13 protein-coding genes and 1 pseudogene are annotated in these 23,606 nt (G+C 71.4%); 12 read left to right on the top strand and 2 right to left on the bottom strand.

Annotated elements, in window-relative coordinates:
* Positions 1-49 precede the first annotated feature (49 nt).
* The 7 genes and pseudogenes from BN1555_RS30145 to BN1555_RS30115 all read left to right on the top strand — a co-directional run bounded on the left by BN1555_RS30145 (position 50) and on the right by BN1555_RS30115 (position 10,950).
* Positions 50-1,728, top strand: a pseudogene (locus tag BN1555_RS30145) (extracellular solute-binding protein).
* Between the two features lie 29 nt (positions 1,729-1,757).
* The gene (locus tag BN1555_RS30140) at positions 1,758-2,867 is read left to right on the top strand and encodes an ABC transporter permease (protein WP_255306257.1); all 1,110 of its coding nucleotides are present in this window, start codon (positions 1,758-1,760) and stop codon (positions 2,865-2,867) included.
* A gap of 8 nt (positions 2,868-2,875) precedes the next feature.
* Positions 2,876-3,793, top strand: a complete 918-nt coding sequence (locus tag BN1555_RS30135) for a carbohydrate ABC transporter permease (RefSeq protein WP_255306256.1) — start codon at positions 2,876-2,878, stop codon at positions 3,791-3,793.
* A 139-nt stretch (positions 3,794-3,932) separates the two neighbouring features.
* The gene (locus tag BN1555_RS30130; RefSeq protein ID WP_093802294.1) at positions 3,933-6,143 is read left to right on the top strand and encodes a sialidase family protein; all 2,211 of its coding nucleotides are present in this window, start codon (positions 3,933-3,935) and stop codon (positions 6,141-6,143) included.
* Complete coding sequence (locus BN1555_RS30125; RefSeq protein ID WP_255306255.1) at positions 6,140-8,089, top strand: beta-galactosidase; 1,950 nt, start codon at positions 6,140-6,142, stop codon at positions 8,087-8,089. The genes BN1555_RS30130 and BN1555_RS30125 overlap by 4 nt, the downstream gene beginning before the upstream one ends.
* Positions 8,090-8,196: 107 nt before the next feature.
* Positions 8,197-8,901 (top strand): glycoside hydrolase family 12 protein, encoded by a 705-nt coding sequence (locus BN1555_RS30120; RefSeq protein WP_093802293.1) that lies wholly within the window; start codon positions 8,197-8,199, stop codon positions 8,899-8,901.
* 108 nt (positions 8,902-9,009) lie between these two features.
* Entirely contained in the window at positions 9,010-10,950 is a 1,941-nt protein-coding gene (locus BN1555_RS30115) for a rhamnogalacturonan lyase (protein ID WP_093802292.1), read from the top strand.
* 69 nt (positions 10,951-11,019) lie between these two features.
* Here BN1555_RS30115 and BN1555_RS30110 read toward each other — a convergent pair whose 3' ends face one another.
* Positions 11,020-12,027, bottom strand: coding sequence for a LacI family DNA-binding transcriptional regulator (locus tag BN1555_RS30110; RefSeq protein ID WP_093802291.1), 1,008 nt, complete (start codon positions 12,025-12,027; stop codon positions 11,020-11,022).
* A 227-nt stretch (positions 12,028-12,254) separates the two neighbouring features.
* Positions 12,255-13,979 (bottom strand): glycoside hydrolase family 6 protein, encoded by a 1,725-nt coding sequence (locus tag BN1555_RS30105; RefSeq protein WP_093802290.1) that lies wholly within the window; start codon positions 13,977-13,979, stop codon positions 12,255-12,257.
* 577 nt (positions 13,980-14,556) lie between these two features.
* Here BN1555_RS30105 and BN1555_RS30100 point away from each other — a divergent pair.
* The 5 genes from BN1555_RS30100 to BN1555_RS30080 all read left to right on the top strand — a co-directional run bounded on the left by BN1555_RS30100 (position 14,557) and on the right by BN1555_RS30080 (position 23,577).
* The gene (locus tag BN1555_RS30100) at positions 14,557-17,250 is read left to right on the top strand and encodes a cellulose binding domain-containing protein (RefSeq protein WP_093802289.1); all 2,694 of its coding nucleotides are present in this window, start codon (positions 14,557-14,559) and stop codon (positions 17,248-17,250) included.
* 167 nt (positions 17,251-17,417) lie between these two features.
* Positions 17,418-17,987 (top strand): hypothetical protein, encoded by a 570-nt coding sequence (locus tag BN1555_RS30095; protein WP_093802288.1) that lies wholly within the window; start codon positions 17,418-17,420, stop codon positions 17,985-17,987.
* A 275-nt stretch (positions 17,988-18,262) separates the two neighbouring features.
* Positions 18,263-19,156: a protein kinase family protein gene (locus tag BN1555_RS30090; protein WP_255306254.1), complete on the top strand. Its 894-nt coding sequence runs from the start codon at positions 18,263-18,265 to the stop codon at positions 19,154-19,156.
* Positions 19,157-19,159: 3 nt separating this feature from the next.
* Positions 19,160-21,481: a protein kinase domain-containing protein gene (locus tag BN1555_RS30085; RefSeq protein ID WP_093802286.1), complete on the top strand. Its 2,322-nt coding sequence runs from the start codon at positions 19,160-19,162 to the stop codon at positions 21,479-21,481.
* Complete coding sequence (locus BN1555_RS30080; protein WP_093802285.1) at positions 21,478-23,577, top strand: serine/threonine-protein kinase; 2,100 nt, start codon at positions 21,478-21,480, stop codon at positions 23,575-23,577. Before BN1555_RS30085 ends, BN1555_RS30080 begins: the two co-directional genes overlap by 4 nt.
* The last annotated feature ends 29 nt before the right edge of the window (positions 23,578-23,606 follow it).

Genomic DNA, 23,606 nt, shown 5'->3' with positions numbered 1-23,606 from the left:
ACCGGCGGTTACCGCTGTGTGTCCAGGCGCGCCACGAAGGGTTGACGCAATGACGCCGAACTCCCCACCCTCCCGCTCTGCCCTGAGCCGGAGAAGCCTCCTCTCGTCCACCGCGGTCGCCGCGGTGGCGGTGGCCGGCGGCATGCCGCTGCTCACCGCCTGCGGGGGCGGCGGCGGGTCGAAGAACGAGGGCACGACAACGGGGAAGAAACTGAAGGACCTGCTCCCCGCCTACGCGGCGACGTCCCTGGTCACCCCGGACTTCCCCAGCAGGAACGGTTCCGCGGCCGGCTTCACCACCGCACTGTCCGCCGACAAGCTCGTCGTGTCGGTCCCGAAGAAGCTCGGCAGGGGCAGCGAGCTCACCATCATGTCGCCGATCTACGGCACGTCCCCCCAGGCGGGCAATCCGTACTGGACGGCGATGGACGAAGGGGCCGGTGTCCGCGTCAAGTGGCAGAACCAGGACGGTGCCTCCTACGGCCAGAAGCTGGGCGCGGTCCTCGCCTCCAGCTCCATACCGGACGCGGTCGTCATCCCCGGCTGGGAGCTGATGGGGAAGATCCCCAGCGCCGTCAGCAACAAGTTCGCCGACCTGGGCCCGTACCTGTCGGGCGACAAGGTCAAGGAGTACCCGAACCTCGCCGCGATCCCCACCCCGGCCTGGCGGCGGTCGGTCTTCGGCGGCAAGCTGCGCGGGCTGCCGATGCCGGGGGCCGACACCCCCAACATCGCGGCGTTCTACCGCGCCGACCTCTTCGACCGGAAGGGGCTCACCGCTCCGAAGTCCACCAAGGAGTTCTACGACCTCTGCAAGGAGCTCAACGCTCCGAAGAGCAAGGTCTGGGCCTGCGGTGACATGACCTGGGCGGCCTACGCCTTCTTCGGCGTACTGCCCGAGAAGCCGCACTACTGGCAGCTCGTCGACGGCAAGCTGGTCAACCGCTACGAGACCCCGAGTTCCTGGAAGCCCTGGACTGGTCGCGGTCGCTGTACTCGGCCGGCTTCGTGCATCCGGACGCCAAGTCCGAGAGCGGCGACATCGGCAACCTCTTCGCCGGCGGCAAGGTCCTGATGTACAACGCCGACCTGTCCGACTGGTACGGGAAGACCGCGGTCCAGCGCGTGGAGAACAAGAAGTTCGCCATGGCGGCGATGGACTACTTCGCCCACGACGGCGGCAAGCCCACCCTCTACGCGGCCGCGCCCTCCAACATGTGGTGCTTCGTCAACGAGAAGGCCGACGAGAAGACGGTCCGCGACGTCCTCGCGCTCGCCAACTTCACCGCCGCGCCGTACGGCTCGAAGGAGCAGCGGCTGCGGCAGTTCGGTGTCGAGGGTGTCCACCACACCCTCGAGAACGGGGTGCTCACCAAGAACGGCAAGGGAAACAACGAGGTCTTCGGGACGTACGAGTACATCGCGTCCCCCGCTCCCTTCCTCGCCTATCCCGACCAGCCCGACGTGGTCAGGGGCATGACCGGGTGGCAGCAGCGCATGGGGGCGCACCTCAGGAAGCCGCTCTTCTACGGCATGCAGATCCAGGAGCCCAACCGGTACACCGAGCTCAACAGCCAGTTCGAGGACCTGGAGAAGGACATCGTGCGCGGCCGCAAGAAGATCGGTGACATGCAGCGGGCGGTCTCCGACTGGAAGTCCGGCGGCGGCGACGAGCTGCGCGACTGGTACATGAAGCTGCTCGACGAGACGGGCAGCTCGGCCATCTGACCAGCGCCGCGCGGCACCGAGGAGACACGATGGCCCACAGCACTTCGGCCAAGGACCCGGGGGTCGCTCCCGGGGAGAGCACCACGGGGGTGACCCGGGCGGACCGCGGCGACACGCCGCAGCCGCCACCTGACGAGGGGGAGGAAACCGGCCGGAGCGGGGAGCGGGCAGGCACCGAGGGGGAACGCCCCGGCTCCGGCAGGACGGTGGGCGGCATCACGCTGCGGCACCGGCTGCGGCGGGACCGCGCCCTGCTGCTGATGGTCGTGCCGGCCCTCCTGCTGCTGCTGGTCTTCAACTACGTGCCGCTGATCGGCAATGTCGTGGCCTTCCAGGACTACGACCCGTACATCGCGGACAACGCGCTCCAGGCGATCGCGCAGAGCCCGTGGGTCGGAATCGAACACTTCCGCCACATGGTCGAGGACCGGTTGTTCTGGCAGTCGCTCAGGAACACCCTCGCGATCTTCCTGATCCAGCTGACGCTGTTCTTCCCGGTCCCGATCCTGCTCGCGCTGTTCATCAACAGCTTCGTACGTCCCCGGGTGCGGGCGGTCGCCCAGGCGATCCTCTACCTGCCGCACTTCTTCTCCTGGGTCCTGGTCGTCACGATCTTCCAGCAGATGTTCGGCGGGGCGGGCCTGGTGGCGCAGACGCTGCGCGACCACGGCCACGGCGGGTTCGACCTCATGACCGACCCGGGTCTGTTCAAGTTCCTGATCACCTTCGAGATGGTCTGGAAGGACGCGGGCTGGGGGGTCATCGTCTTCCTCGCCGCGCTGGCCGCCGTCAGCCCGGACCTGTACGAAGCCGCCGCGATGGACGGCGCCAACCGCTGGCGGCGGATGTGGCACATCACCCTGCCCGCCCTGCGTCCGGTCGTGGCGCTGCTCCTGGTGCTCCAGGTCGGCAACGCGCTCACGGTCGGCTTCGAGCAGATCCTCCTCCAGCGCACCGCGGTCGGGCCGACCGCCGCCGAAGTCCTGGACACCTACGTCTGGAACATCGGCATCCAGAACGGCAACTTCAGCTACGCGGCCGCCGTCGGGATCATCAAGGGCGTCTTCGGCCTCCTGCTGGTGCTCGGAGCCAACAAGGTCGCCCACCTGATGGGCGAGCAGGGGGTGTACAAGCGATGAGCGCGCTCATGGGAACCGCACAGGGCCGCTTCGTGCGCGGCCGGCTGCGCCCGGCGTGGGAGGAGGAACCCAGCCGGGCGGGGCTCGCCACCAAGGGGGTGACGCTGGTCCTGGTCTGCCTGGGCGTGCTCTTCCCGCTCTGGGTGGTGATCGTCACCAGCCTGTCCTCGGCGAAGACGATCACCGAGACCGGCGGCCTGGTGGTGATCCCCCGGGACATCACTTTCATCGCCTACCAGGAACTGCTGAGCGGTGGCCAGGTCACCCGCGCCGCGCTGGTCAGCGTCGGCGTCACCGTCATCGGCACGCTCTTCAGCATGACGGTGTCCGTGCTCTGCGCCTTCGGCCTCTCGCGCACCGGGTCCGTGCTCCACCGGCCGATCCTCGTGTTCCTGATCGCCACGATGTTCTTCGGCGCCGGGCTGATCCCCACCTACCTGGTGGTGCAGGGCCTGGGGCTCACCGACACCTATCTGTCGCTGATCCTGCCGAGCGCTCTCAACGTCTTCAACATCCTGGTGCTGCGCGCGTTCTTCATGAGCACCGCGCAGGAACTCATCGAGAGCGCCCGCATCGACGGAGCCGGAGACCTCCGCATCCTCTGGCAGATCGTCATGCCGCTCTCGCGGGCGGTGGTCGCGGTGATCACGCTCTTCTACGCGGTCGGCTACTGGAGCGCGTGGTTCAACGCCTCGATCTACATCAGCGACCCCGACATGCTGCCGCTCCAGAACATCATGCAGCAGCTGGTCATCAAGCAGACCCGGCCCACCGGCCTGGCGCAGGTCATCAACACCGGGCAGCTGTCGCCGCTCGCCATCCAGATGGCGGTGATGGTGCTGGCCCTCGTGCCGGTCGCGGTGCTCTCGCCCTTCGTGCAGAAGCACTTCAAGCAAGGCATGCTCACCGGCGCGGTCAAGGGCTGACGGCCCTGCCCCGCCCCCGGCTCCCGAGGCCGGGACTCCGGACCGCCGCCGCGCGCGAGCGCACCTGAACCGCCCGCGCGCGGCGGCACCCACCACTCGTGCCCCCTCTCCCCCTCCTGCCCGCAAGAAGGAGACCACCATGCCGGAAACGCCGCGCACGCCCAGCAGGCGTTCCCTGCTCGCCGGCGCCTCGGCCGCGGCCGCGCTCACCGCGCTGCCCGCCGCCCCGGGCGCCGCCCACGCCGCGTCCGCCACGAAGCCCACCCCCGCCGGCGCGGCCGCCGGCACCCGGCCGTACCGCTGGCGCAACGCCGTCATCGGCGGCACCGGCTTCATCACCGGTGTGCTCTTCCACCCCCGAGTGAAGGGGCTGGCCTACGCCCGTACGGACATCGGCGGCGCGTACCGGTGGTCCGACACCACCGGCACCTGGACCCCGCTGACCGACCACCTCGGCTGGGACGACTGGAACCTGCTGGGCGTCGAGGCGATCGCCGTCGACCCCGCCCGCCCCGACCGCCTCTACCTCGCCCTCGGCACGTACTCCCAGCCCTGGAGCGAATACGGCGCCGTACTCCGCTCGGACGACAGGGGCGCCACGTGGTCCCGCGCCGACCTGACGGTCAAGCTCGGCGCCAACGAGGACGGCCGCGGCACCGGTGAGCGCCTGCTCGTCGATCCGGGCGCGGGCGACACCCTGTGGCTGGGCACCCGCCACGACGGCCTGCTCAGGTCGACGGACCGCGGCGCCACCTGGGCCGCGGCGGACTTCCCGGCCACGCCGTCCGCCTCCGGCCAGGGCATCACCTTCCTCGCCGCCGCGGGACGGGCCGTGTACGCCGGCTGGGGCGACGGCGGCGCGGCGAACCTGTACCGGAGGACCGGCGCGGGCTGGGTGGCCGTACCCGGGCAGCCGGCCGGCGAGACCGCCAAGGTGCCGATCCACGCCGCGTACGACACCGGCACCCGCGCCCTGTACGTCACGTACGCCGACGGCCCCGGGCCCAACAACCAGACCGGCGGCTCGGTCCACAAACTGAACACCGTGACCGGCCGGTGGACGGACGTCACCCCGGTGCGGGAGGGCGGCGCCTTCGGCTACGGCGGTCTCGCGGTGGACGCGCGCCGCTCCGGCACGGTCGTCGTGTCGACCAACAACCGCTGGTCGGAGGTCGACACCCTCTTCCGCTCCACCGACGGCGGGAAGTCCTGGACCTCCCTCAAGGACACCGCCGTCCTCGACGTCTCCGAGACCCCCTACCTGAAGTGGGGTGAGGACAAGCCCAAGTTCGGCTGGTGGATCCAGACCGTCGCCATCGACCCGTACGACTCGAAGCACATCGTGTACGGCACGGGCGCGACCCTCTTCGGCACCCGCGACCTCGTCCACTGGGCACCGCAGATCCGGGGCCTGGAGGAGGCCGCCGTCCGCCAGCTGATCTCGCCCCCGGCCGGCGAGGCGCATCTGATCAGCGGGCTCGGGGACCTCGGCGTGATGTACCACGAGCGGCTGACGGCCTCCCCCTCGCGCGGCATGGCGTCGAACCCCGTCATGGGGTCGGCCACCGGGCTCGCCCAGGCCGCGCTCAGGCCCTCGTACGTGGTGCGGGCCGGCTGGGGCGACCACGGCAACGGCGCGTACTCCCGCGACGGCGGCCGGACCTGGGCGCCCTTCGCGGCGCAGCCGGACCTCGCCACCAGTGCGCCGGGGCCGATCGCCGTGAGCGCCGACGGGAAGACCCTGCTGTGGTCCTTCGTCCACTGGGACGGAACCAGGCATCCCGCGTACCGCTCCGCCGACAACGGCGCCACCTGGTCCGAGGTCCCCTCCTTCCCGAAGGGCGCCACACCGGTCGCCGACCCGGTCCGCCCGACGCTCTTCTACGCGTACGACTCCGACGCGGGAACCCTGTACACCAGTACGGACAGCGGTCGCACCTTCACCGCCCGGGCGGCCGGACTGCCGTCCGGCGACGCCCAGTTCAAGATCGTGGCCGCCCCCGGACGCAGCGGCGACCTGTGGCTGTCCGCCAAGGGGAACGGCCTGTACCGGTCGACGGACGGCGGCGCGTCCTTCACCCGGGTCACCAGCTGCCGGGCCTCGTACAACCTCGGCTTCGGCAGGGCCGCTCACGGCGCCTCGTACCCGGCGGTCTACCAGGTCGGGTCCGTGGACGCCCTCACCGCCGTCTACCGCTCCGACGACGGGGCGAAGACCTGGATCCGCATCAACGACGACGCCCACCAGTGGGGCTGGACCGGCGAGACCATCACCGGCGACCCCAGGATCCACGGCCGCGTCTACCTCGGCACCAACGGCCGGGGCATCCAGTACGGAGACCCCAGGTGATCGACGACCGGCTGCTCTTCGGCGGCGACTACAACCCCGAGCAGTGGCCCGAGGAGGTCTGGTCCGACGACGTACGCCTCATGAAGCAGGCGGGCGTCAACTCCGTCACCCTCGGCGTCTTCTCCTGGGCGAAGATCGAACCGCGCCCCGGAGCACGCGAGTTCGGCTGGCTGGACCGCCTGATGGACCTGATGCACGAGAACGGCATCGGAGTGGTCCTCGCGACCCCCACCGCCTCCCCGCCGCCGTGGATGGGCAAGCTGCACCCCGAGACGCTGCCGCGCGACGAGGACGGCCGGACCGTCTGGTGGGGTTCCCGCCAGCAGTTCTCCCACTCCAGTCTCGTCTACCGGCGGTACGCGGCCGCCATCACCGAGGACCTCGCCGCCCGCTACGGCAGCCACCCGGCGCTCACCATGTGGCACATCAACAACGAGTACTGCACCCACGACTGGGGCGACGAGGCGGCCCGCGCCTTCCGTGACTGGCTGCGCGCCAAGTACACCTCGACGGACGCCCTCAACGAGGCCTGGGGCACCGCCTTCTGGAGCCAGCGCTACGACTCCTGGGAGGAGATCCTCCCGCCCCGCCGCGCGCAGTACATGAAGAACCCGGCCCAGGGGCTCGACTTCAAGCGCTTCACGTCCGACGCGCTCCTGGAGTGCTACCTCGCCGAGCGCGACATCGTCGCCCGCCACACCCCGCACATCCCGGTCACCACCAACTTCATGCCGTTCTGGACGGGCCAGGACGCCTGGAAGTGGTCCCGCCACGAGGACATCGTCTCGGTCGACATCTACCCGGACCCCAAGGACCCGTGGGCGGGCCAGTACAACGCCATGATCGGCGACATGACCCGCTCCCAGGCGGGCGGCCCCTGGATGGTGATGGAGCAGGCGGCGGGCCCGGTCAACTGGCGCGGCGTCAACCACCCGAAGCCGCCCGGCCTGAACCGCCTGCTCTCCCTCCAGTCCGTGGCCCGCGGAGCGGACGCCGTCTGTTACTTCCAGTGGCGGCAGTCCCGGCAGGGCTCGGAGAAGTACCACTCCGGAATGGTCAGCCACGCGGGCGAGCACGGCCGTACGTTCCGGGAGGTCGGCCGCCTCGGTGCCGAACTCGCCCGGCTGGCCCCCGCGGTCACCGGCACCCACTCCCCCTCCCAGGTGGCGATCCTGCACGACTGGGAGTCCTGGTGGGCCGACCAGCAGGAGGGCCGCCCCTCGGTCCGCGTCGAGTACCCGCAGGTCGTGCGGGCCTGGCACCGCGCCCTGTGGGAGGAGGGCGTCGCGACCGACTTCGCCCGTCCCGAGGGCGCGCTGGGCGGGTACGCCGTGGTCGTCGTCCCGCACCTCTACCTCCTCACCGACGCCGCGATCGACAACCTCCTGGCGTACGTGCGCGACGGTGGCACCCTCGTGTGCGGCTTCCACACGGGAGCCGCCGACGAGGACGACCGCATCCGCCCCGGTGGCATGGACCCGCGCCTGAGGGAGCTCTTCGGCATCCGCACGGTCCACGAGTGGTGGCCGCTGGACGCGGACGAGACGGTGGAGTGCGAGGGCTTCCGGGGCACGCTGTGGTCCGAGGAACTGGAAGCCGCGGCGGACGCCGAGACACTCGTCCGCTACAAGGGTGGCGAACTCGACGGTCTGCCGGCCGTCCTGCGCAAGGGCCGCGCGCAGTACGTCTCCACCCTCCCCGAGCCGGAGGCGCTGCGTGGACTGCTCGCGCGCGTCACCCGGGAAGCCGGCGTACGGCCTCCGCTCACCGGTCTCCCCGCCGGAGTGGAGGCCGTACGCCGCGGCGAACTCCTCTTCCTGCTGAACCACGGGCGCGAGCCGGTGACGGTGAGCCTGCCCGGCAGCCACGACGACCTGCTCAGCGGCGCCTCGATCGAGGGCTCGCTGATGCTGGCCCGTTACGGCGTGGCGGTGCTCCGCCCGTAGCCCTTCCCTCCCCCTCCTCCCCGCCACCTCCCACACATCCCCGAACCCCCGTGTGGTCCCCCTGACCACGCGGTAGCGCGTCCCCCCACCCATGGAAAGGAACACCCATGGCACGTCGCACGCTCGTCACAGCCCTTCTCGCCCCCGCACTGGCCCTCACCGGCCTGGTCGGCCTCGCGTCGGCCCCCGCCCACGCCGCCGTCTGGAACACCTGCGACAAGTGGGGCAACACCAGCCTGAACGGCTACACGCTCTACAACAACATCTGGGGATCCGGCGCCGGCAGCCAGTGCGTGTGGGCCAACTCCGGCACCACATGGGGGGTCTGGGCCGACCACCCGGCCACCAGCGGCATCAAGTCCTACCCCAACTCCAAGAAGGTGATCGGCAAGTCGATCACCGCCCTCTCCTCGCTCTCCAGCAGCTACAACGTCACCGTCCCGTCGTCGGGCGACTACAACACGTCGTACGACATCTGGGACACCGACTACGACTACGAGATCATGCTCTGGGTCAACCACAACGGCAACGTCGGCGCCCTCGGCTCGTACCAGGGAACCGTCACCCTCGGTGGCCACACCTGGGCCACGTACAAGGGCAACAACGGTGCCAACGAGGTCTTCTCCTTCCTCCGCACCTCCGACTCCGCCTCCGGCACCGTGAACATCCTGCCCGTCCTGAAGTGGATCAAGGACACCAAGCGCTGGATGGGCAACGAGACCATCGGTGACGTCCAGTTCGGTTACGAGATCAGCGGCTCGCCGGGCGGCCTGGACTTCCGGACCAACAACCTGACGGTCTCCTCCAGCTGATCCCCGCATCCCGCGGGCACCGGGTCGCCGCGGCAGCCTTTCCAAAGGCCGCGGCGGCCCGGCTGCGCATCTCCTCCTCCCCCTCCCCCACACGACGAGGACGACTCCATGCCCGGATCCGCCCACCTCGCCCGCCGGCGCCGCCGAGGCGTCATGAAGACCGCGGGACTGCTCGCCACCGCGCTCGTCGCGACCGCCGGCGCCCTGACCGTCAGCCAGTCCGCCGGAGCTGCCGGAGCTGCCGGAGAGATGTCCCGGCCCGCCAACAAGGCCACCACCGCCCTGGCCGCCGCGCGCGTGGCCGAGAAGCTCGACCGCGGGCCCGTCGCCGTCCCCGCGAGCGGAGGCGTCCTGGTCACCTGGCGCATGCTCGGCAGCGACACGGAGGACGTGTCCTTCAAGCTGTACCGCGGCGGGACGCTGATCCAGCAGACCAAGAAGACCAACTACCTCGACACGGCCGGAAGCACCGGCTCCTCGTACGAGCTCCGGGCCGTCGTCGGCGGTGTGGAGCAGCCGGGCGAGAAGGCCGGCGTATGGGCCTCCGGCCGTCTCGACATCCCCCTCGACAAGCCGCCGGGCGGCACGACCCGCGACGGCGTCGCCTACACCTACGCCGCCAACGACGCCTCCACGGCGGACCTGGACGGCGACGGCGCCTACGAGCTGGTCCTGAAATGGGTGCCGTCCAACGCCACCGACGTGGCCAACTCCGGTACCTGCACGGGCCCGACGGTCTACGACGCGTACGAGCTGAGCGGCAAGCGGCTGTGGCGCGTGGACCTCGGCACGAACGTGCGCAGCGGTTCGCACTACGACTCGTTCCAGGTGTACGACTACGACGGTGACGGCAGGGCCGAGATGGCGGTCCGGACGTCCGACGGGTCGAAGGATTCCGCCGGCACCGTCATAGGCGACGCGAGGGCCTCGCACCTGTCCGCCGACTGCGCGGTGCTGAGCGGCCCCGAGTTCCTGTCGGTCTTCGACGGGCAGACCGGCAGGGTCATGGACTCGGTCCCCTTCGAGCCCGCGCGGGGCGCGGTCTCCGACTGGGGCGACACCTGGGGCAACAGGGAAGGACGGCTGCTGTCCGCCACCGCGTACGTCAGCGGCTCCAGGCCCAGCATGATCTTCAGCCGCGGCATCTACGAGCGCGTCGCGCTGGCGGCGTACGACTGGAACGGCACCGACCTCACCCGCCGCTGGAAGTTCGACAGCAACAGCTCCACCAACGCGGGCAAGGGCTACGACCAGCAGGGCAATCACAATCTCGCGGTCGCCGACGTGGACGCGGACGGCAAGGACGAGATCGTCTACGGGGCGATGGCCGTCGACGACAACGGCTACGGGCTGTGGACGACCAAGCTGGGTCACGGTGACGCGCTGCACGTCGGCGACCTGGATCCGGCCCGCCCCGGTCTGGAGTCCTTCAACGTGCACGAGCACACGGGCTCCGCGTACGGCTACGAGATGCACGACGCGAAGACCGGCACGGTCCTGTGGGGCGGCAGGACCGGAACCGACGTCGGCCGCGGCATCTGCGCGGACCTGACACGCGGCCACGCCGGGGCCGAGTGCTGGTCCAGCGGCGGCGGGCTCCACGCCGCCGACGGCACCAGGATCAGCGATACGGTCCCGGCCTTCGGCGGCGGCGCCTCGTACAACTCCGCGATCTGGTGGGACGGCGATGCCCACCGCGAGCTCCTCGACCACCGCTGGTCGGGTTCGGCGGGCTCCGGTTACGGCCAGGTGCTGAAGTACGACGGCGACAGTGAGCTCACCCGCATCTGGTACGACCAGGACGCCCGGTCCAACAACTGGACCAAGGGCAACCCCTCGCTGAGCGCCGACCTCCTCGGCGACTGGCGCGAGGAGATGCTGTGGCGCAACGCCGACTCCACCGCTCTGCGGCTGTACACCACCCCGCACTCCACCGAGTACCGCCTGCCGACGCTCATGAGCGACCCGGTCTACCGACTCGGTGTGGCATGGCAGAACACCGGTTACAACCAGCCTCCGCAGGTGAGTTACTACCTCGGCACCAAGTGAGGGAGGAAGCCCGGAACTGACCGGAACCGACGGTACAGGTCAGACCAGTACGGGCCGGGCCGGTGCGGGTCAGGCGGGGGCGGGCCCCGTGCTGGTCCGCACCGTCAGTTCCGGGGCGAGCAGTTCGATGCCGTCCGTGCCGTGCCCGTTCAGCTTGGCGACAACGTGCTCCACCGCCCGCCGCCCCATCTCCTGGGCCGGGATGGCCACCGACGTCAGCCGTACGGAGGCATGGACCGCGACCGGGTCCGGGCAGACGGCGACCACGGACACGTCCTCGGGGACCGCCCGGCCCTGCCGGCGCAACAGGGCGAGCAGCGGCTCGACGGCCGACTCGTTCTGCACGACGAAGCCGGTGGTGCGGGGCCGCTCGTCGAAGATCCGGGCGAGGGTCGCGGCCATCGCGTCGTACCCGCCGTCGCTGGGGCGGTGCAGCAGGCGCAGGTCCAGCTCGCGGGCGCGGGCGCGCAGCCCTTCGAGGGTGCGCTCGGCGAAGCCGGTGTGCCGCTCGTAGACGGCGGGCGCCTCGCCGATCACCGCGATGTCGCGGTGGCCGAGGCCGGCCAGGTGCTCGGCGCAGAGCGCACCCGTCGCCACGAAGTCGAGGTCCACGCAGGTCAGCCCGACTGTTTCGGCGGGCAGACCGATGAGCACGGCGGGCTGCCCGCTCTTGCGCAGCAGCGGCAGCCGGTCGTCGTCGAGCTCGACGTCCATCAGGATCATGGCGTCCGCCATCCCGCTGCCGGTGACCCGGCGTACGGCGGGCGCGCCCTCCTCGCCGGTCAGCAGCAGCACGTCGTACCCGTGGGTGCGCGCGGTCGTGGCGACGGCGACGGCGATCTCCATCATCACGGGTACGTACATGTCGGTGCGCAGCGGCATCATCAGCGCGATGATGTTGGACTTGCTGCTCGCCAGGGCCCGGGCGCCCGCGTTGGGGTGGTAGCCGAGATCCTGGATGCTGCGTTCGACGCGCAGGCGCGTCGCGGAGGAGATCGAGCGCTTGCCGCTGAGGACGTAACTCACCGTGCTGGCCGAGACTCCGGCGTGGCGGGCGACCTCGGCGAGGGTGACCATTGGACAACTCCCGAACATGGCGGCCGGGGTGGCGAAACGCTTCGCCTCCGGCTGCCGCAGTGTCAGTGACAGATACTGGTTCCGACCTTAGAGGGGCACTTCAGAGCTGTCCAGAGGGTGAGTCGAAGCGCTTCGACTTATTGTCCCCCGTCCAGGGCGCACGGGGACGGAGGCGCGGTGGTGCGGCGCCCCCCCTGAGGAGGGACGCCGCACCGGTGCTCCGGACGTTACAGTGCCGGATGGGCGTTCTTCAGGAGCTGCTGGAACTGGGCGGAGAACCACTGGCCGGACAGCGGAGCGTCGGGCAGGGCACCCGTCATGCTGTTGTTGTTCCGGGGGTTGCCGGTGTACGTCGGGTCGCACATCCGGTCGAAGCCCTTCCCCTCGTCATTGGGGATCGCCTTGCTGGCGCCGTCGGACTCACCCGGGGGCTTCATCCAGACGTACGCGTCGATCCCCGCGGCGGGCGCGGCCTGCGGACGCTCGCCGAGCCCGGCACCCGCCTGGTTGCACCAGTTGCCGAGGTGGATGCGGCGGTCGTAGCGGCCACCGTCCACATAGGTGTCGACGCTGGTCTTCGGCCCCGGCTGGGCGGGACGGGCGCTGCCGCCCCAGCCGTTGCGCGAGGTGTCGATCAGCATGCCGAGCTTGGTGTCGAAGCCGATCGAGACGAGCTTGTTGCGCATGGCCTGCGCGTAGGAGAGCTCATCGGTGTAGCGGTTCCAGTCGACCCACTTGGACTGGCGGACCGAGACACCGTTGACGCTGTCGTCGATGGTGAAGTTGTTCTCCTTCAGGGCGCTGTAGTTGGCGGTGTTGACGATGAACCCGTGGACGTCGCCGACCGTGGCGCCCTCGGCCGCGGCCGCCTGCTTGAACAGGTCGGCGGAGGCACCGAAGTTGTCGTCCCAGCCGAGCCAGCCGTGGTGCCCGGCGTCGACGTAGTTGTAGACGTTGGGTGCGTTTCCGAGCTTGTTGAGGGCGTAGCCGACCCCCTTGATGTAGTTGCCGTTGGCCTTCATGACGTCGCAGTTCGGCGTGGCGGTGGGGCGCGGTGTGACGTTGGTGACGAGGTTGGGCAGCGAGTCGATCTCGACGGTGGTGACGATCCGCAGGGAGGCGTACTTCGGGTCGGCGAGGATCGCCGCGATCGGGTCGATGTAGTCGCTCTTGTACTTGTCGATCTCCGTCGCGCCGAGTTCACCGTTGGAGGCGAGGGCGGCGCAGTCACGTCCCGGCAGGTTGTAGATGACGAGCTGTACGTAGAGTTCGCCGGTGCCCTTCTGCTTGAGCGCCTCGTCGAGGTGGTCGCGCAGGCCCATGCCGGTGCCCACGCCCTCGATCGCGGCGGTCCGGTCGAGCCAGACGCCGGTGGGCTGGCCGGCTACGGCGCCGCCGCCCGGTTCGGCGGCGGCCTTCGCGGCCCACTCCGGGTTCACGTACCCCTTGGCACCGGCATATGGGTTGTCCACCCGGGTGCCCGGCACGGGCGGATCCGTGGGGCCGGGGCCGGGGCCGGGGCCGCCTCCGTCGACGTTGCAGGTGACGCCGTCGAGGGTGAAGGCGGCGGGCAGGGCGTTGGTTCCGCTGTGGGTGGCGTTGAAGCCGAAGCTGACCGAGCCGCCCGTGGCGAGCGAGGCGTTGTAGCCCTCATTGGCGGCGGTGACCTGGGCGCCGCTCTGGCTGATCCTGGCGTTCCACCCCTGCGTGACCTTCTGGTCGCCGGCGTACGACCACTTCACGGCCCACCCGTTCTTGGCGGAGCCGTGGTTGGTGACGGTGACGGCGGCGCTGAACCCGCCGCCCCACTGGTTCTGCACCTTGTAGTCGACGGTGCAGGGGACGGCGGACGCGCCCGCGCCCGTGTCCGTGGGCATCGTCGCCATGGCGGTTCCGGCCGTTCCGGACACCAGCGCGAGCGCGGCGAGTAACGCGATTCGTGTGCGGTTCATCTCGGGTCCTGTCTGTCGAGTCGTCCAAGGTCCTGACGGCGCATCGGTGTGCCGTCACATCTGCCGATCAGCGGCGGCCCGAAGGAGGGGTTCCAGGTGTTCGGGGCCAACCGGGGTACGCCGGTCCGTGCACGTCGGGCCACGGAGCGGCGACAGGCGTGAGCATCGTGCTCCGGCTCGCCACCGAAGGCGGGGCGAGAGCGGCACCGACAAGCGGTGCGGGTGAATGCGGGGGGCGTCACATGAGCGACTCCTTGCAGCTCTGACACGCCGTCACCGACGCGTCGACTGATGGAACCGCTCCCACTGGTGTTTTGAAGCTAGCGGCAAGTTCCGTCAAGCAACAGAGGAGTTCACGTATTCATCTATCGAATTAGTTCGACTCTTCAAGCCCCTTGACCCCTCTTGCTTCCTCTCTCCACTCTGGGAGCGCTCCCACTGGTTCGCAGCTTGTTGTTCCGCCGACGGAGTGAGCAGCACGACAGGACCGAACTCCACTCCGGTCGGCGGAGTCGCACCCGTCTCCACGTCATCACCGGTTCCGGGCCCCACCGGCACCACTGAAGGGACACCCCCCATGCGATCCCCTGCGCCACGGCCGGGCAGAGCGCGCCTGCTCTCCGTCCTGCTCGCCCTGCCGGCCCTGACCGGCGGCCTCCTCGCCGGCGCGCCACCGGGCTTTGCCGAACCGGCGGGCCGGGCCGCCGCGGACAGGCCGGCCGCGGCGGTGGCCGCGGACACCTACACCTGGAAGAACGTGCGGATCGACGGCGGCGGCTTCGTTCCCGGCATCGTCTTCAACCGCACCGAGAAGAACCTGGCCTACGCCCGCACCGACATCGGCGGCGCCTACCGCTGGCAGCAGGACACCCGGACGTGGACACCGCTCCTGGACTCGGTGGGCTGGGACGACTGGGGGCACACCGGCGTCGTCAGCATCGCCTCCGACGCCGTCGAGCCGAACAAGGTGTACGCGGCCGTGGGCACGTACACCAACGACTGGGACCCGGGCAACGGCGCCGTACTGCGCTCCTCCGACCGGGGCGCGAGCTGGAAGAAGACCGGTCTGCCGTTCAAACTGGGCGGCAACATGCCGGGGCGCGGCATGGGCGAGCGCCTCGCGGTGGACCCGCACAAGAACAGCGTGCTCTACCTCGGCGCGCCCAGCGGCAAGGGCCTGTGGCGCTCCACGGACTCGGGCGCCACGTGGTCGCAGGTGACCGCCTTCCCCAACCCCGGCAACTACCGGCAGGACCCGTCCGACACGAGCGGGTACGCCTCCGACAACCAGGGCATCGTCTGGGTCACCTTCGACGAGTCCACCGGATCGCCGGGCAGCGCCACCAGGACGGTCTACGTGGGCGTCGCCGACAAGGAGAACACGGTCTACCGCTCGACCGACGCGGGCGCGACCTGGTCGCGGCTCGCGGGCCAGCCCACCGGTCTGCTCGCCCACAAGGGCGTCCTCGACGCCGAGAACGGCTACCTCTACCTCCCCTACAGCGACACGGGCGGACCGTACGACGGCGGCAAGGGCCAGGTGTGGCGGTACGCGACGAGGACCGGGGAGTGGAAGGACATCAGCCCGGTCGCCGAGGCCGACACGCACTACGGCTTCAGCGGGCTGAGCATCGACCGGCAGCGCCCGGGCACCGTCATGGTGACGGGCTACAGCTCCTGGTGGCCGGACACGCAGATCTTCCGCTCCACGGACCGGGGCGCCACCTGGACGACGGCCTGGTCCTACTCCTCGTATCCAGAGCGCGCCAACCGCTACACGATGGACGTCTCGTCCGTGCCGTGGCTGTCCTGGGGCGCGAATCCCGCGCCGCCCGAACAGAGCCCGAAGCTGGGGTGGATGACCGAGGCCCTGGAGATCGACCCGTTCGACTCGGACCGCATGATGTACGGGACGGGCGCGACGGTCTACGGAACCGAGAACCTCGGCGCGTGGGACACCGGCGGCAAGTTCACCGTCGAGCCGATGGTGCGGGGCCTGGAGGAGACCGCGGTCAACGACCTCGCCGCGCCGCCGTCCGGCGCACCGCTGCTGAGCGCGCTGGGGGACATCGGCGGCTTCCGCCACACCGACGTCACCAAGGTGCCGGCGCTGATGTACCAGTCGCCGAACTTCTCCACCACGACCAGCCTGGACTTCGCCGAGTCCGAGCCGGACACGGTGGTACGGGTGGGCAACGCCGAAGCGGGCCCGCACGTCTCCTTCTCCCGGGACAACGGCACCACCTGGCAGGCGGGAAGCGACCCGGCCGGCGTGACCGGCGGCGGCACGGTCGCGGTGTCCGCCGACGGCGGCCGGTTCGTGTGGAGCCCGCAGGGCGCGGGGGTGCAGACCGGGTCCGGCTCCTCCTGGACCGCGTCCACCGGCCTGCCGGCGGACGCGGTGGTGGAGTCCGACCGTGTCGACCCGAAGACGTTCTACGGCTTCAAGTCCGGTGTCTTCTACGTCAGTTCGGACGGCGGTGCGACCTTCACGGCGAAGGCGTCCAGCGGACTGCCCACGGACGGCAGCGTCCGTTTCAAGGCGGTGCCGGGCGCCAAGGGCGACATCTGGCTGGCCGGCGGATCGGCCGGGGGCGCGTACGGGCTGTGGCACTCGACGGACGGCGGGGCCACCTTCACCAAGCTGACCGGCGTGACCGAGGCCGACACGATCGGTTTCGGCAAGGCCGCGCCGGGCGCCTCGTACCAGACCCTCTACACCAGCGCGAAGATCGGCGGCGTACGCGGCATCTTCCGCTCCACCGACGCCGGAGCGAGCTGGACCCGTATCAACGACGACGCCCACCAGTGGGGGTGGACCGGCGCGGCCGTCACCGGTGACCCCCGGGTCTACGGGCGGGTGTACGTGGGGACCAACGGCCGCGGCATCGTGTACGGCGACACGGCGGACTCCGGCGGTCCCGGTGTCCCGGGCGACCCTCCGGGCCCGGGCACCTGCTCCGTCACCTACAGGATCACGAACCAGTGGTCCGGCGGCTTCCAGGCCGAGGCGACCCTCACCAACAGCGGCGGCACGGCCTGGGACGGCTGGTCACTGGGCTGGTCCTTCCCGGACGGCCAGAAGGTCACCCAGCTGTGGAACGCCTCGTACGCACAGGAGGGCGCGGCGGTGACGGTGAGGAACCTGGGCTGGAACGCGAAGGTGCCACCCGGCGCGTCGGTCGGCTTCGGGTTCACCGGCAGCTGGTCGGGGGCCAATGACCGACCCGCGGCATTCACCCAGGGGGGCAAGGCCTGCACCACCGGCTGACACCGCTCCGACAGGGCCGGGGGCGCACGCGCACGCGCCCCCGGTGTGCCCGCCGAAGGTTCATCCGTTCGCACTCCTGCTGTGGCGACGACCCGTGCGGTGTGTGAGCGTGATCAGGATGTCGCGGACAGGCGCCGTCGAGACCTTCTGCCCCAGGGAGCCTTCAGATGTCGGAACGCAACACCGTCCTGCGCAGCATGCACGATCTGGGTCTGGCCGCCTGGTTCGGCGGTTCGCTGATGGGAGCCGTAGGACTGAACGGCGCCGCCGTGTCCGAGGGTGGAACCGAGGCCGCGGGCGCGCGGATCGCCAGTAGCGGCTGGGCGAAATGGACGCCGGTCAACGCCGCCGCCATCGCGGTCCACCTGGTGGGCGGCAGCGGCCTGCTGGCGGCCAACTCCGCCCGCGTCGCGACCCAGCAGGGTGTGGCGGCCTCCACCCTGGCCAAGACGGTTCTCACCGGTGCGGCACTGGCCGCCACCGCGTACGCCCGGCTGCTCGGCAAGAAGGTGGAACTCGCGTCCTCCTCGGACCCCGAGAACACCGAGAAGGCTGCCAAGCACCCCGTCGACCTGGAGAAGGCCAAGCGCCACCTGGCGTGGATGCAGTGGGCGGTGCCCGCGACGACCGGCGGCCTGCTGATCCTCAACGCCCTGCACGGGGAACAGCAGCGCCCCTCGCAGCAGCACCAGGGCATGATGCAGAAGATGATGCCGCCGATGGGCCGGCACATGTGAGACGGGTTCCGGGCCGCCCCGCGCCGGCGGCTTCGGGCCACGCGCCTGCGCGGGCCCGGCTTCCGTACGGCCCACGGAAGCCGGGCCCGCGCAGGCGCGTGCCTATTTCCTGGTGCGGCCGGGGACCTGCCCCGTGGGCCCGCCGGGCACACCCTCCCCGGGTAAGCCGGGCCGACCACCCTCCGGGCGGGACCGGCCGCATGAGTAGGCTCCTGATACTTCAGACCGGCCCGGGGGATCCACAGGTGGAACGAGCACACACAGAACGACCGCGCGTGGACACCCCGCGCCGGATCGGCCCGTACCACCTGATCACCCGCCTTGATCCAGTCGGCCCCGGCACACCGCCCGTGCCCCAGCGCCGGTTCGTCGCGCGCAGCGCGGACGGCGACCGTACGGTACTGATCAGCTCCCCCCTCGAAACGGCCGACCCCGGACGCTTCCTCGTCGAAGCCGACGCGGCCCGCCGCCTGCTGGGCCCCTGGGTCTCCCCCGTCTCCGAACTCTCGCCCCCGTCCGCGGCCCCCTGGTACGCCTCGCCGTACCTCCCCGCGCTGCCGCTCCCGGTGGCCCTGGCAGTCCACGGCGGCCGCCTGCCCGAGCGCACCGTACGAGCTCTGGGCGCGGCCCTGGCCGAAACGCTCGCGGGCGCACACGCCACGGGCATCACCCATGCCGGCCTGTCCCCCGCGGCCGTGCTCCTCGCCGGGGACGGCCCGCGTCTGGCCTGCTTCGGCGCGGCCCGCGCGGCGGCCCCGGACGGCGTCCGGCGCACCGGTCTCCCGGGCCTTGACCCGGGCTGCCTGGCACCGGAACAGGCATCGGGCGGCCGCCCGCGCCCGCCGGGCGACCTCTACGCACTGGGCGCGGTCCTGGCGTACGCCGCGACGGGTCACACGGTCCCGGACCGTGCCGAACTCCCCCAATCCCTGCGCTCCCTGATCGCACACTGCCTGACACGCGACCCGGCGGAACGCCCCACCGCCGCCGAGGTCCTGCACTCCCTTTCCCCGTCCTCGTCCGCCCCCGCCTCGCCGGTGCCCGGCTCCGCCGCGTCGCTCCTCGCACCCGGCTGGCTGCCGGGCCGGGTGGTGGCGGCGGTGGCCCACCAGTCCGCGAAAGTGCTCGCCGCCGAACTCCGCATCCCACTGCCCCCCAGGACGTCCTGACCGATGCTGTCCCCCCTCACCCACGACGACCCCGCCCGGATCGCCGGGTACCGCCTGACGGCCCGCCTGGGCAGCGGCGGCATGGGCACGGTCTACCTGGCCCGCTCCGCCGGCGGTCGCACGGTCGCGCTGAAGACGATGCACGCCGGCATCGCCTCGGACCCGGCCTCCCGCACCCGCTTCCGCCTGGAGACAGACGCGGCCCGCATCATCGGCGGCCACCACGGAGCGACGGTCGTCGACGCCGACCCGCTCGCCGAAACCCCGTGGCTGGCCACCGAGTACGTCCTGGGCCCGCCCCTCGACGACGCGGTCACCCTCTGCGGTCCCCTGCCCGAGCCCTCGGTCCGCGCGCTGGGCGCGGCCCTGGCCGGGGCCCTGTCGCAACTCCACTCCTCGGACGTCGTCCACCGCGACCTGAAGCCGTCCAATGTGATGCTCACGGCCTACGGCCCCAAAATCATCGACTTCGGCATCGCCCAGGCGGCCGGCGACGAACGCCTCACGCGTACGGGAGCAGCGACGGGCACCCCCGCCTTCATGTCCCCGGAACAGGCCACGGGCCAGGAACACACCCCGGCGGGCGACGTGTTCGCCCTCGCGGGCGTCCTGGCCTTCGCCGCCACGGGCCGCGGCCCCTTCGGCACCGGCCAGGCCGCGGACCTGCTCTACCGCGTCCGGTACGCGGAGCCGGACCTGGCGGACGTACCGCCCCCGCTCCTCCCCCTGCTCATCCGCTGCCTCTCCAAGGACCCCGCCCAGCGCCCCACCACGGCCCAGCTCGCCGCCGGACTCCACGACGGCCACGGCGAGTTCGCGGACCACCTGCCGGACCTCCTGCTCGCGGACATCGGGCGCAGGGCGACGGAGGTCTGGCAGTACCAGCCCTACCGGCTCCCCGCACCGGAGGGGACCACCCGGGGCCCGGCCTCCGGCGCCCCGGCCCTCACCCGCCGCAGACTCCTGACGGTGGGCGGGAGTTCGGTCCTCGGCGTCGCGGCGGCGGGGGCGGGCGCGTGGGCGTGGCTCGGCCCGAAGGACCCGGGAGGCAGGACGGGGGATGGACCGGAACCGGCCAGGAGCAGTACCTCCGCCTCCCCCACCGCCTCGGAGAAGCCGCTGAGCGACTACCTCTGGCAGGTTCAGATCCCCCCGGTGGACGACCTCACCCTCCGCGTCTACCCGGCGGCCGACCCCTTCCCGGCCGTCCTGGGCGACCACGTCCTGCTGACGATCGGCACGGGGCTGGCCGCCGTCGACCCCAAGACCGGGAAGGGCGCCTGGACGACCGGCGACGTCGAGGACGCGTGGCGCGTCACCACGGACGGCAAGCAGATCTTCCGCATCCCCGACCACGAGTTCTTCGGCGTCGAGGGGCAGGTCAAACCCCTGGTCGTCGACTCGGTCGACGCGGCCACCGGCAAGACGGCCAAGCCCCGGCAGACCTTCCCGGACTTCAACGTCCTGCACAAGGAGGGCCAGTTGGTCTGCTGCGCCGACGGCATGCTGTATCTGGTCGGCGGCACGGGCGGATACAAACGCGGTGGCTACCAGAACGGCCAGTCCTGGTATCTGGTGGCCGTCGACATGCGGTCGGGCGCGGAGCGCTGGCGCCGCCCCCTCCCGCCCCGCAAGGAGGAGACCGACAGCCCGCACTTCCTCGCGGGCCGGGTCGTCGGCAACCGGCTGGTGCTCCTCCAGGAGACGTCCGCCGGGAAGGTCCGGCTCACGGTGCACGACTCCCGTACCGGAGGGCCCCTGTGGTCCGCCCCCGCGACCGACACCGAGCCCGATCTGGTCCGGAACCTGCTGACCGTGGACGACCGGCACGTCTATCTGGGCTTCGGCCCGCTGCGCGCCCTGCGTCTGGCCGACGGCAAGGAGGCCTGGACCCTCGCCAGGAGCCGCCCGGACGCCTCCTTCGGGCCGCCGTCCCTCAAGGACGGTGTGGTGTACGCCGTGCAGGACAAGCGGGGACTCGTCGCCGTCGGTGCGGCCGACGGGCGGGTGCGCTGGGAGGAGAAGGGCGGGGAGGGCGCGCGGGCGGACCTCACCGATCCCCCGGCAGCAGGCAGGAAGTACGTGTACAGCAAGGGGCCTTCGGGCCTCCGGCGGATCGACGTCTCCACGCATACGACGACCGCCACCTACAAGACCTCCGGGACCCGCTTCCTCGCCCATGAGCGCGCCCGGGTCGTCTTCGCCCTCGGTGGCCCGCTGATCTCGGCGTACCCCTGGAGTAGCCGGCCCGTGGTGGCCCCGGCAGCAGGCTGCCCCTCGTCACGTCCGTCACGTCCGACAACCCTCTGGAAAGCGCAGCCATGAAGCCCCTCAGTACCGGTGACCCGATCCGCCTCGGCCCGTACCGCCTCCTCGGCGTACTCGGCGAAGGCGGCATGGGCAAGGTCTACCTGGGACAGGACCGCACCGGACGCCCCGCCGCCGTGAAGGTGCTGCGCCCCGAACTCGCCCACGACCAGCACCTCGCGCAGCGGTTCGTACGCGAGGCCGAGATGGCGAAGGCCGTCACCAGCAGAGGCGTGGCGCGGGTGCTGGGCGCGCAGACGGAGGGCGGGCGCCCGTGGATCGCCACCGAGTTCCTGGCCGGTCCGACGCTCGACGAGGCCGTCGGCGCGTACGGCCCGATGGACGGCCCGACGGTACGCGCCCTGGCCGACGCGCTCTCCCGTACGCTCTACGACATCCACACCGCCGGTCTGATCCACCGCGACCTCAAGCCCCCGAACATCGTGCTGACGTCGTCGGGCCCGCGCATCATCGACTTCGGCATCGCCCGCCCCCAGCACGGCCTGACTCTCACCACCACCGGCCAGACCCCCGTCACGCCCGGCTACGGCGCCCCGGAACAGGTCCTCGGCCGGCGCGTCGGCCCGGCCGCCGACGTCTTCTCGCTCGGCGCCGTCCTCGTGTACGCGGCGAGCGGCCGCCGCGCCTTCGACGCAGCCCATGTGGCGGCCGTGCAGTACGAAGTGGTGCACGGTGAACCGGACTTGAGCCAGGTACCCGCGGAACTCCGGTCCCTGATCACCCCCTGCCTGGCGAAGGACGCGGACCTGCGCCCGGCTCCCGGACAGATAGCGGCGGCTTTCTCACCGCCGAAGGGCGCGGACCGCGTCTGGCGGAGCGGCCCGCTGGCGGCCGGCATCAAGACGCGCGAGACGGATGTCCAGCGCGCGACCACCATGGCCGACGGGCCCCGCCCGGTTTCCCGCCGCCGCGCGCTGACCGCTCTCGCGGCGGGCGGCACGGTCCTCGTGGCGGGCGGCGGCGCGGGGGCGTGGTGGTGGCTGCGGGACAGCTCCGAAGCGGGCACCGGCACCGACGGAAAGGGGGCGTCGGACCCCTTCGGCATCCCTCCGGCCGTGCAGGCCGAGGAGGCGGAGCCGCTCGACCCGGACAAGGGCAAGTACATCGTCGGCGAAGCCCCGAAGCCTCTGTGGGGCCCCCTGCCGGTCGTCGCGGCGGACACACCCGCACCCCTGCCCGTGGGCGACGTGGTCGTCATCGGGGCGAAGGCGGGCGGAGTGGCGGCCTTCGACATGGCCACCGGCAAGCAGCGCTGGCGGGCCCCGGCCGCCGTCCCGTCGGGCCGCTACCTCTCCCTGTCCGACCGCCTCGTGGCCCTGGTCGACGCCAAGGGCACGCTACGGACGTACGTACCCTCCACCGGCGCCCCCAAGTGGACCGCCCGCGCCGATGCGCGCACGCTCCTGGCGGAGGACGGCGAGGCGGTGTACGTCGCCACCCGGGACGGCCGCCTGCGTTCCGTCGGCCGCTCCGACGCGAAGATCCGCTGGACGGCCCCGGTCACCGTGAACCTCCGCACGAAGGTGCACCCGCTGGGCATCGCGGCCGCCGGCCGCCTGGTCCTCTGCACGGCCGAGGGCGACGTCCTCGCCGTCGACACCACCGACGGCAGCAAGGTCTGGGACCGTCCCGAGCAGTCGGACGAGGTCCTGCGTCCCGCGCACCAGGACGGCGTCGTCTACCTGGGCGGCCGGACGCTGGCCGCGCTGGACATCGGCGACGGGAAGGAACGGTGGTCGGTCCCCGCCGGCGAGGACTATCTCGGCAACCCTCAGCCCTGGCGCAGCCCGACGGCCTATCCCGGCATGCTCTTCGCCGCCCACGACAACTGGCCCAAGCGCCTGGACCCCAGGACGGGCAAGGACGTCTGGAGAATGGGCAGCGGCAACGGCCCCCTGCGGGCCCAGGGCTCCGGCGTCTGGACCGTCGACACGGACGAGCTCTCGCCGCAGGTGAGCGGCCTCGACCTGACGACGGGCTACCCCCGCATGGTGTACAGGGAGGGCGAGGGAAGCCGCTGGGGCCTCGCGGCCGGCGGCAACCGCGTCTTCTTCCACGACTCGCACTCCCTGACGGCCCTGCCGGTGTTCTGAGCCGCCCGCCGGCCGCCGCACCTGGACGT

The sequence above is a fragment of the Streptomyces sp. Wb2n-11 genome, from assembly GCF_001049855.1.
Lineage (GTDB): Bacteria > Actinomycetota > Actinomycetes > Streptomycetales > Streptomycetaceae > Streptomyces > Streptomyces altiplanensis.
This window is presented reverse-complemented; position numbering and strand designations above follow the sequence as displayed.

Bases quoted from the DNA above. Each gene is read 5' to 3' on its own strand.
- BN1555_RS30140 (WP_255306257.1), top strand. From the start codon at position 1,758: ATGGCCCACAGCACTTCGGCCAAGGACCCGGGGGTCGCTCCCGGGGAG.
- BN1555_RS30085 (WP_093802286.1), top strand. From the start codon at position 19,160: ATGCTGTCCCCCCTCACCCACGACGACCCCGCCCGGATCGCCGGGTAC.
- BN1555_RS30115 (WP_093802292.1), top strand. From the start codon at position 9,010: ATGCCCGGATCCGCCCACCTCGCCCGCCGGCGCCGCCGAGGCGTCATG.
- BN1555_RS30105 (WP_093802290.1), bottom strand. From the start codon at position 13,979: ATGAACCGCACACGAATCGCGTTACTCGCCGCGCTCGCGCTGGTGTCC.
- BN1555_RS30095 (WP_093802288.1), top strand. From the start codon at position 17,418: ATGTCGGAACGCAACACCGTCCTGCGCAGCATGCACGATCTGGGTCTG.
- BN1555_RS30120 (WP_093802293.1), top strand. From the start codon at position 8,197: ATGGCACGTCGCACGCTCGTCACAGCCCTTCTCGCCCCCGCACTGGCC.
- BN1555_RS30110 (WP_093802291.1), bottom strand. From the start codon at position 12,027: ATGGTCACCCTCGCCGAGGTCGCCCGCCACGCCGGAGTCTCGGCCAGC.
- BN1555_RS30080 (WP_093802285.1), top strand. From the start codon at position 21,478: ATGAAGCCCCTCAGTACCGGTGACCCGATCCGCCTCGGCCCGTACCGC.
- BN1555_RS30135 (WP_255306256.1), top strand. From the start codon at position 2,876: ATGGGAACCGCACAGGGCCGCTTCGTGCGCGGCCGGCTGCGCCCGGCG.
- BN1555_RS30130 (WP_093802294.1), top strand. From the start codon at position 3,933: ATGCCGGAAACGCCGCGCACGCCCAGCAGGCGTTCCCTGCTCGCCGGC.
- BN1555_RS30100 (WP_093802289.1), top strand. From the start codon at position 14,557: ATGCGATCCCCTGCGCCACGGCCGGGCAGAGCGCGCCTGCTCTCCGTC.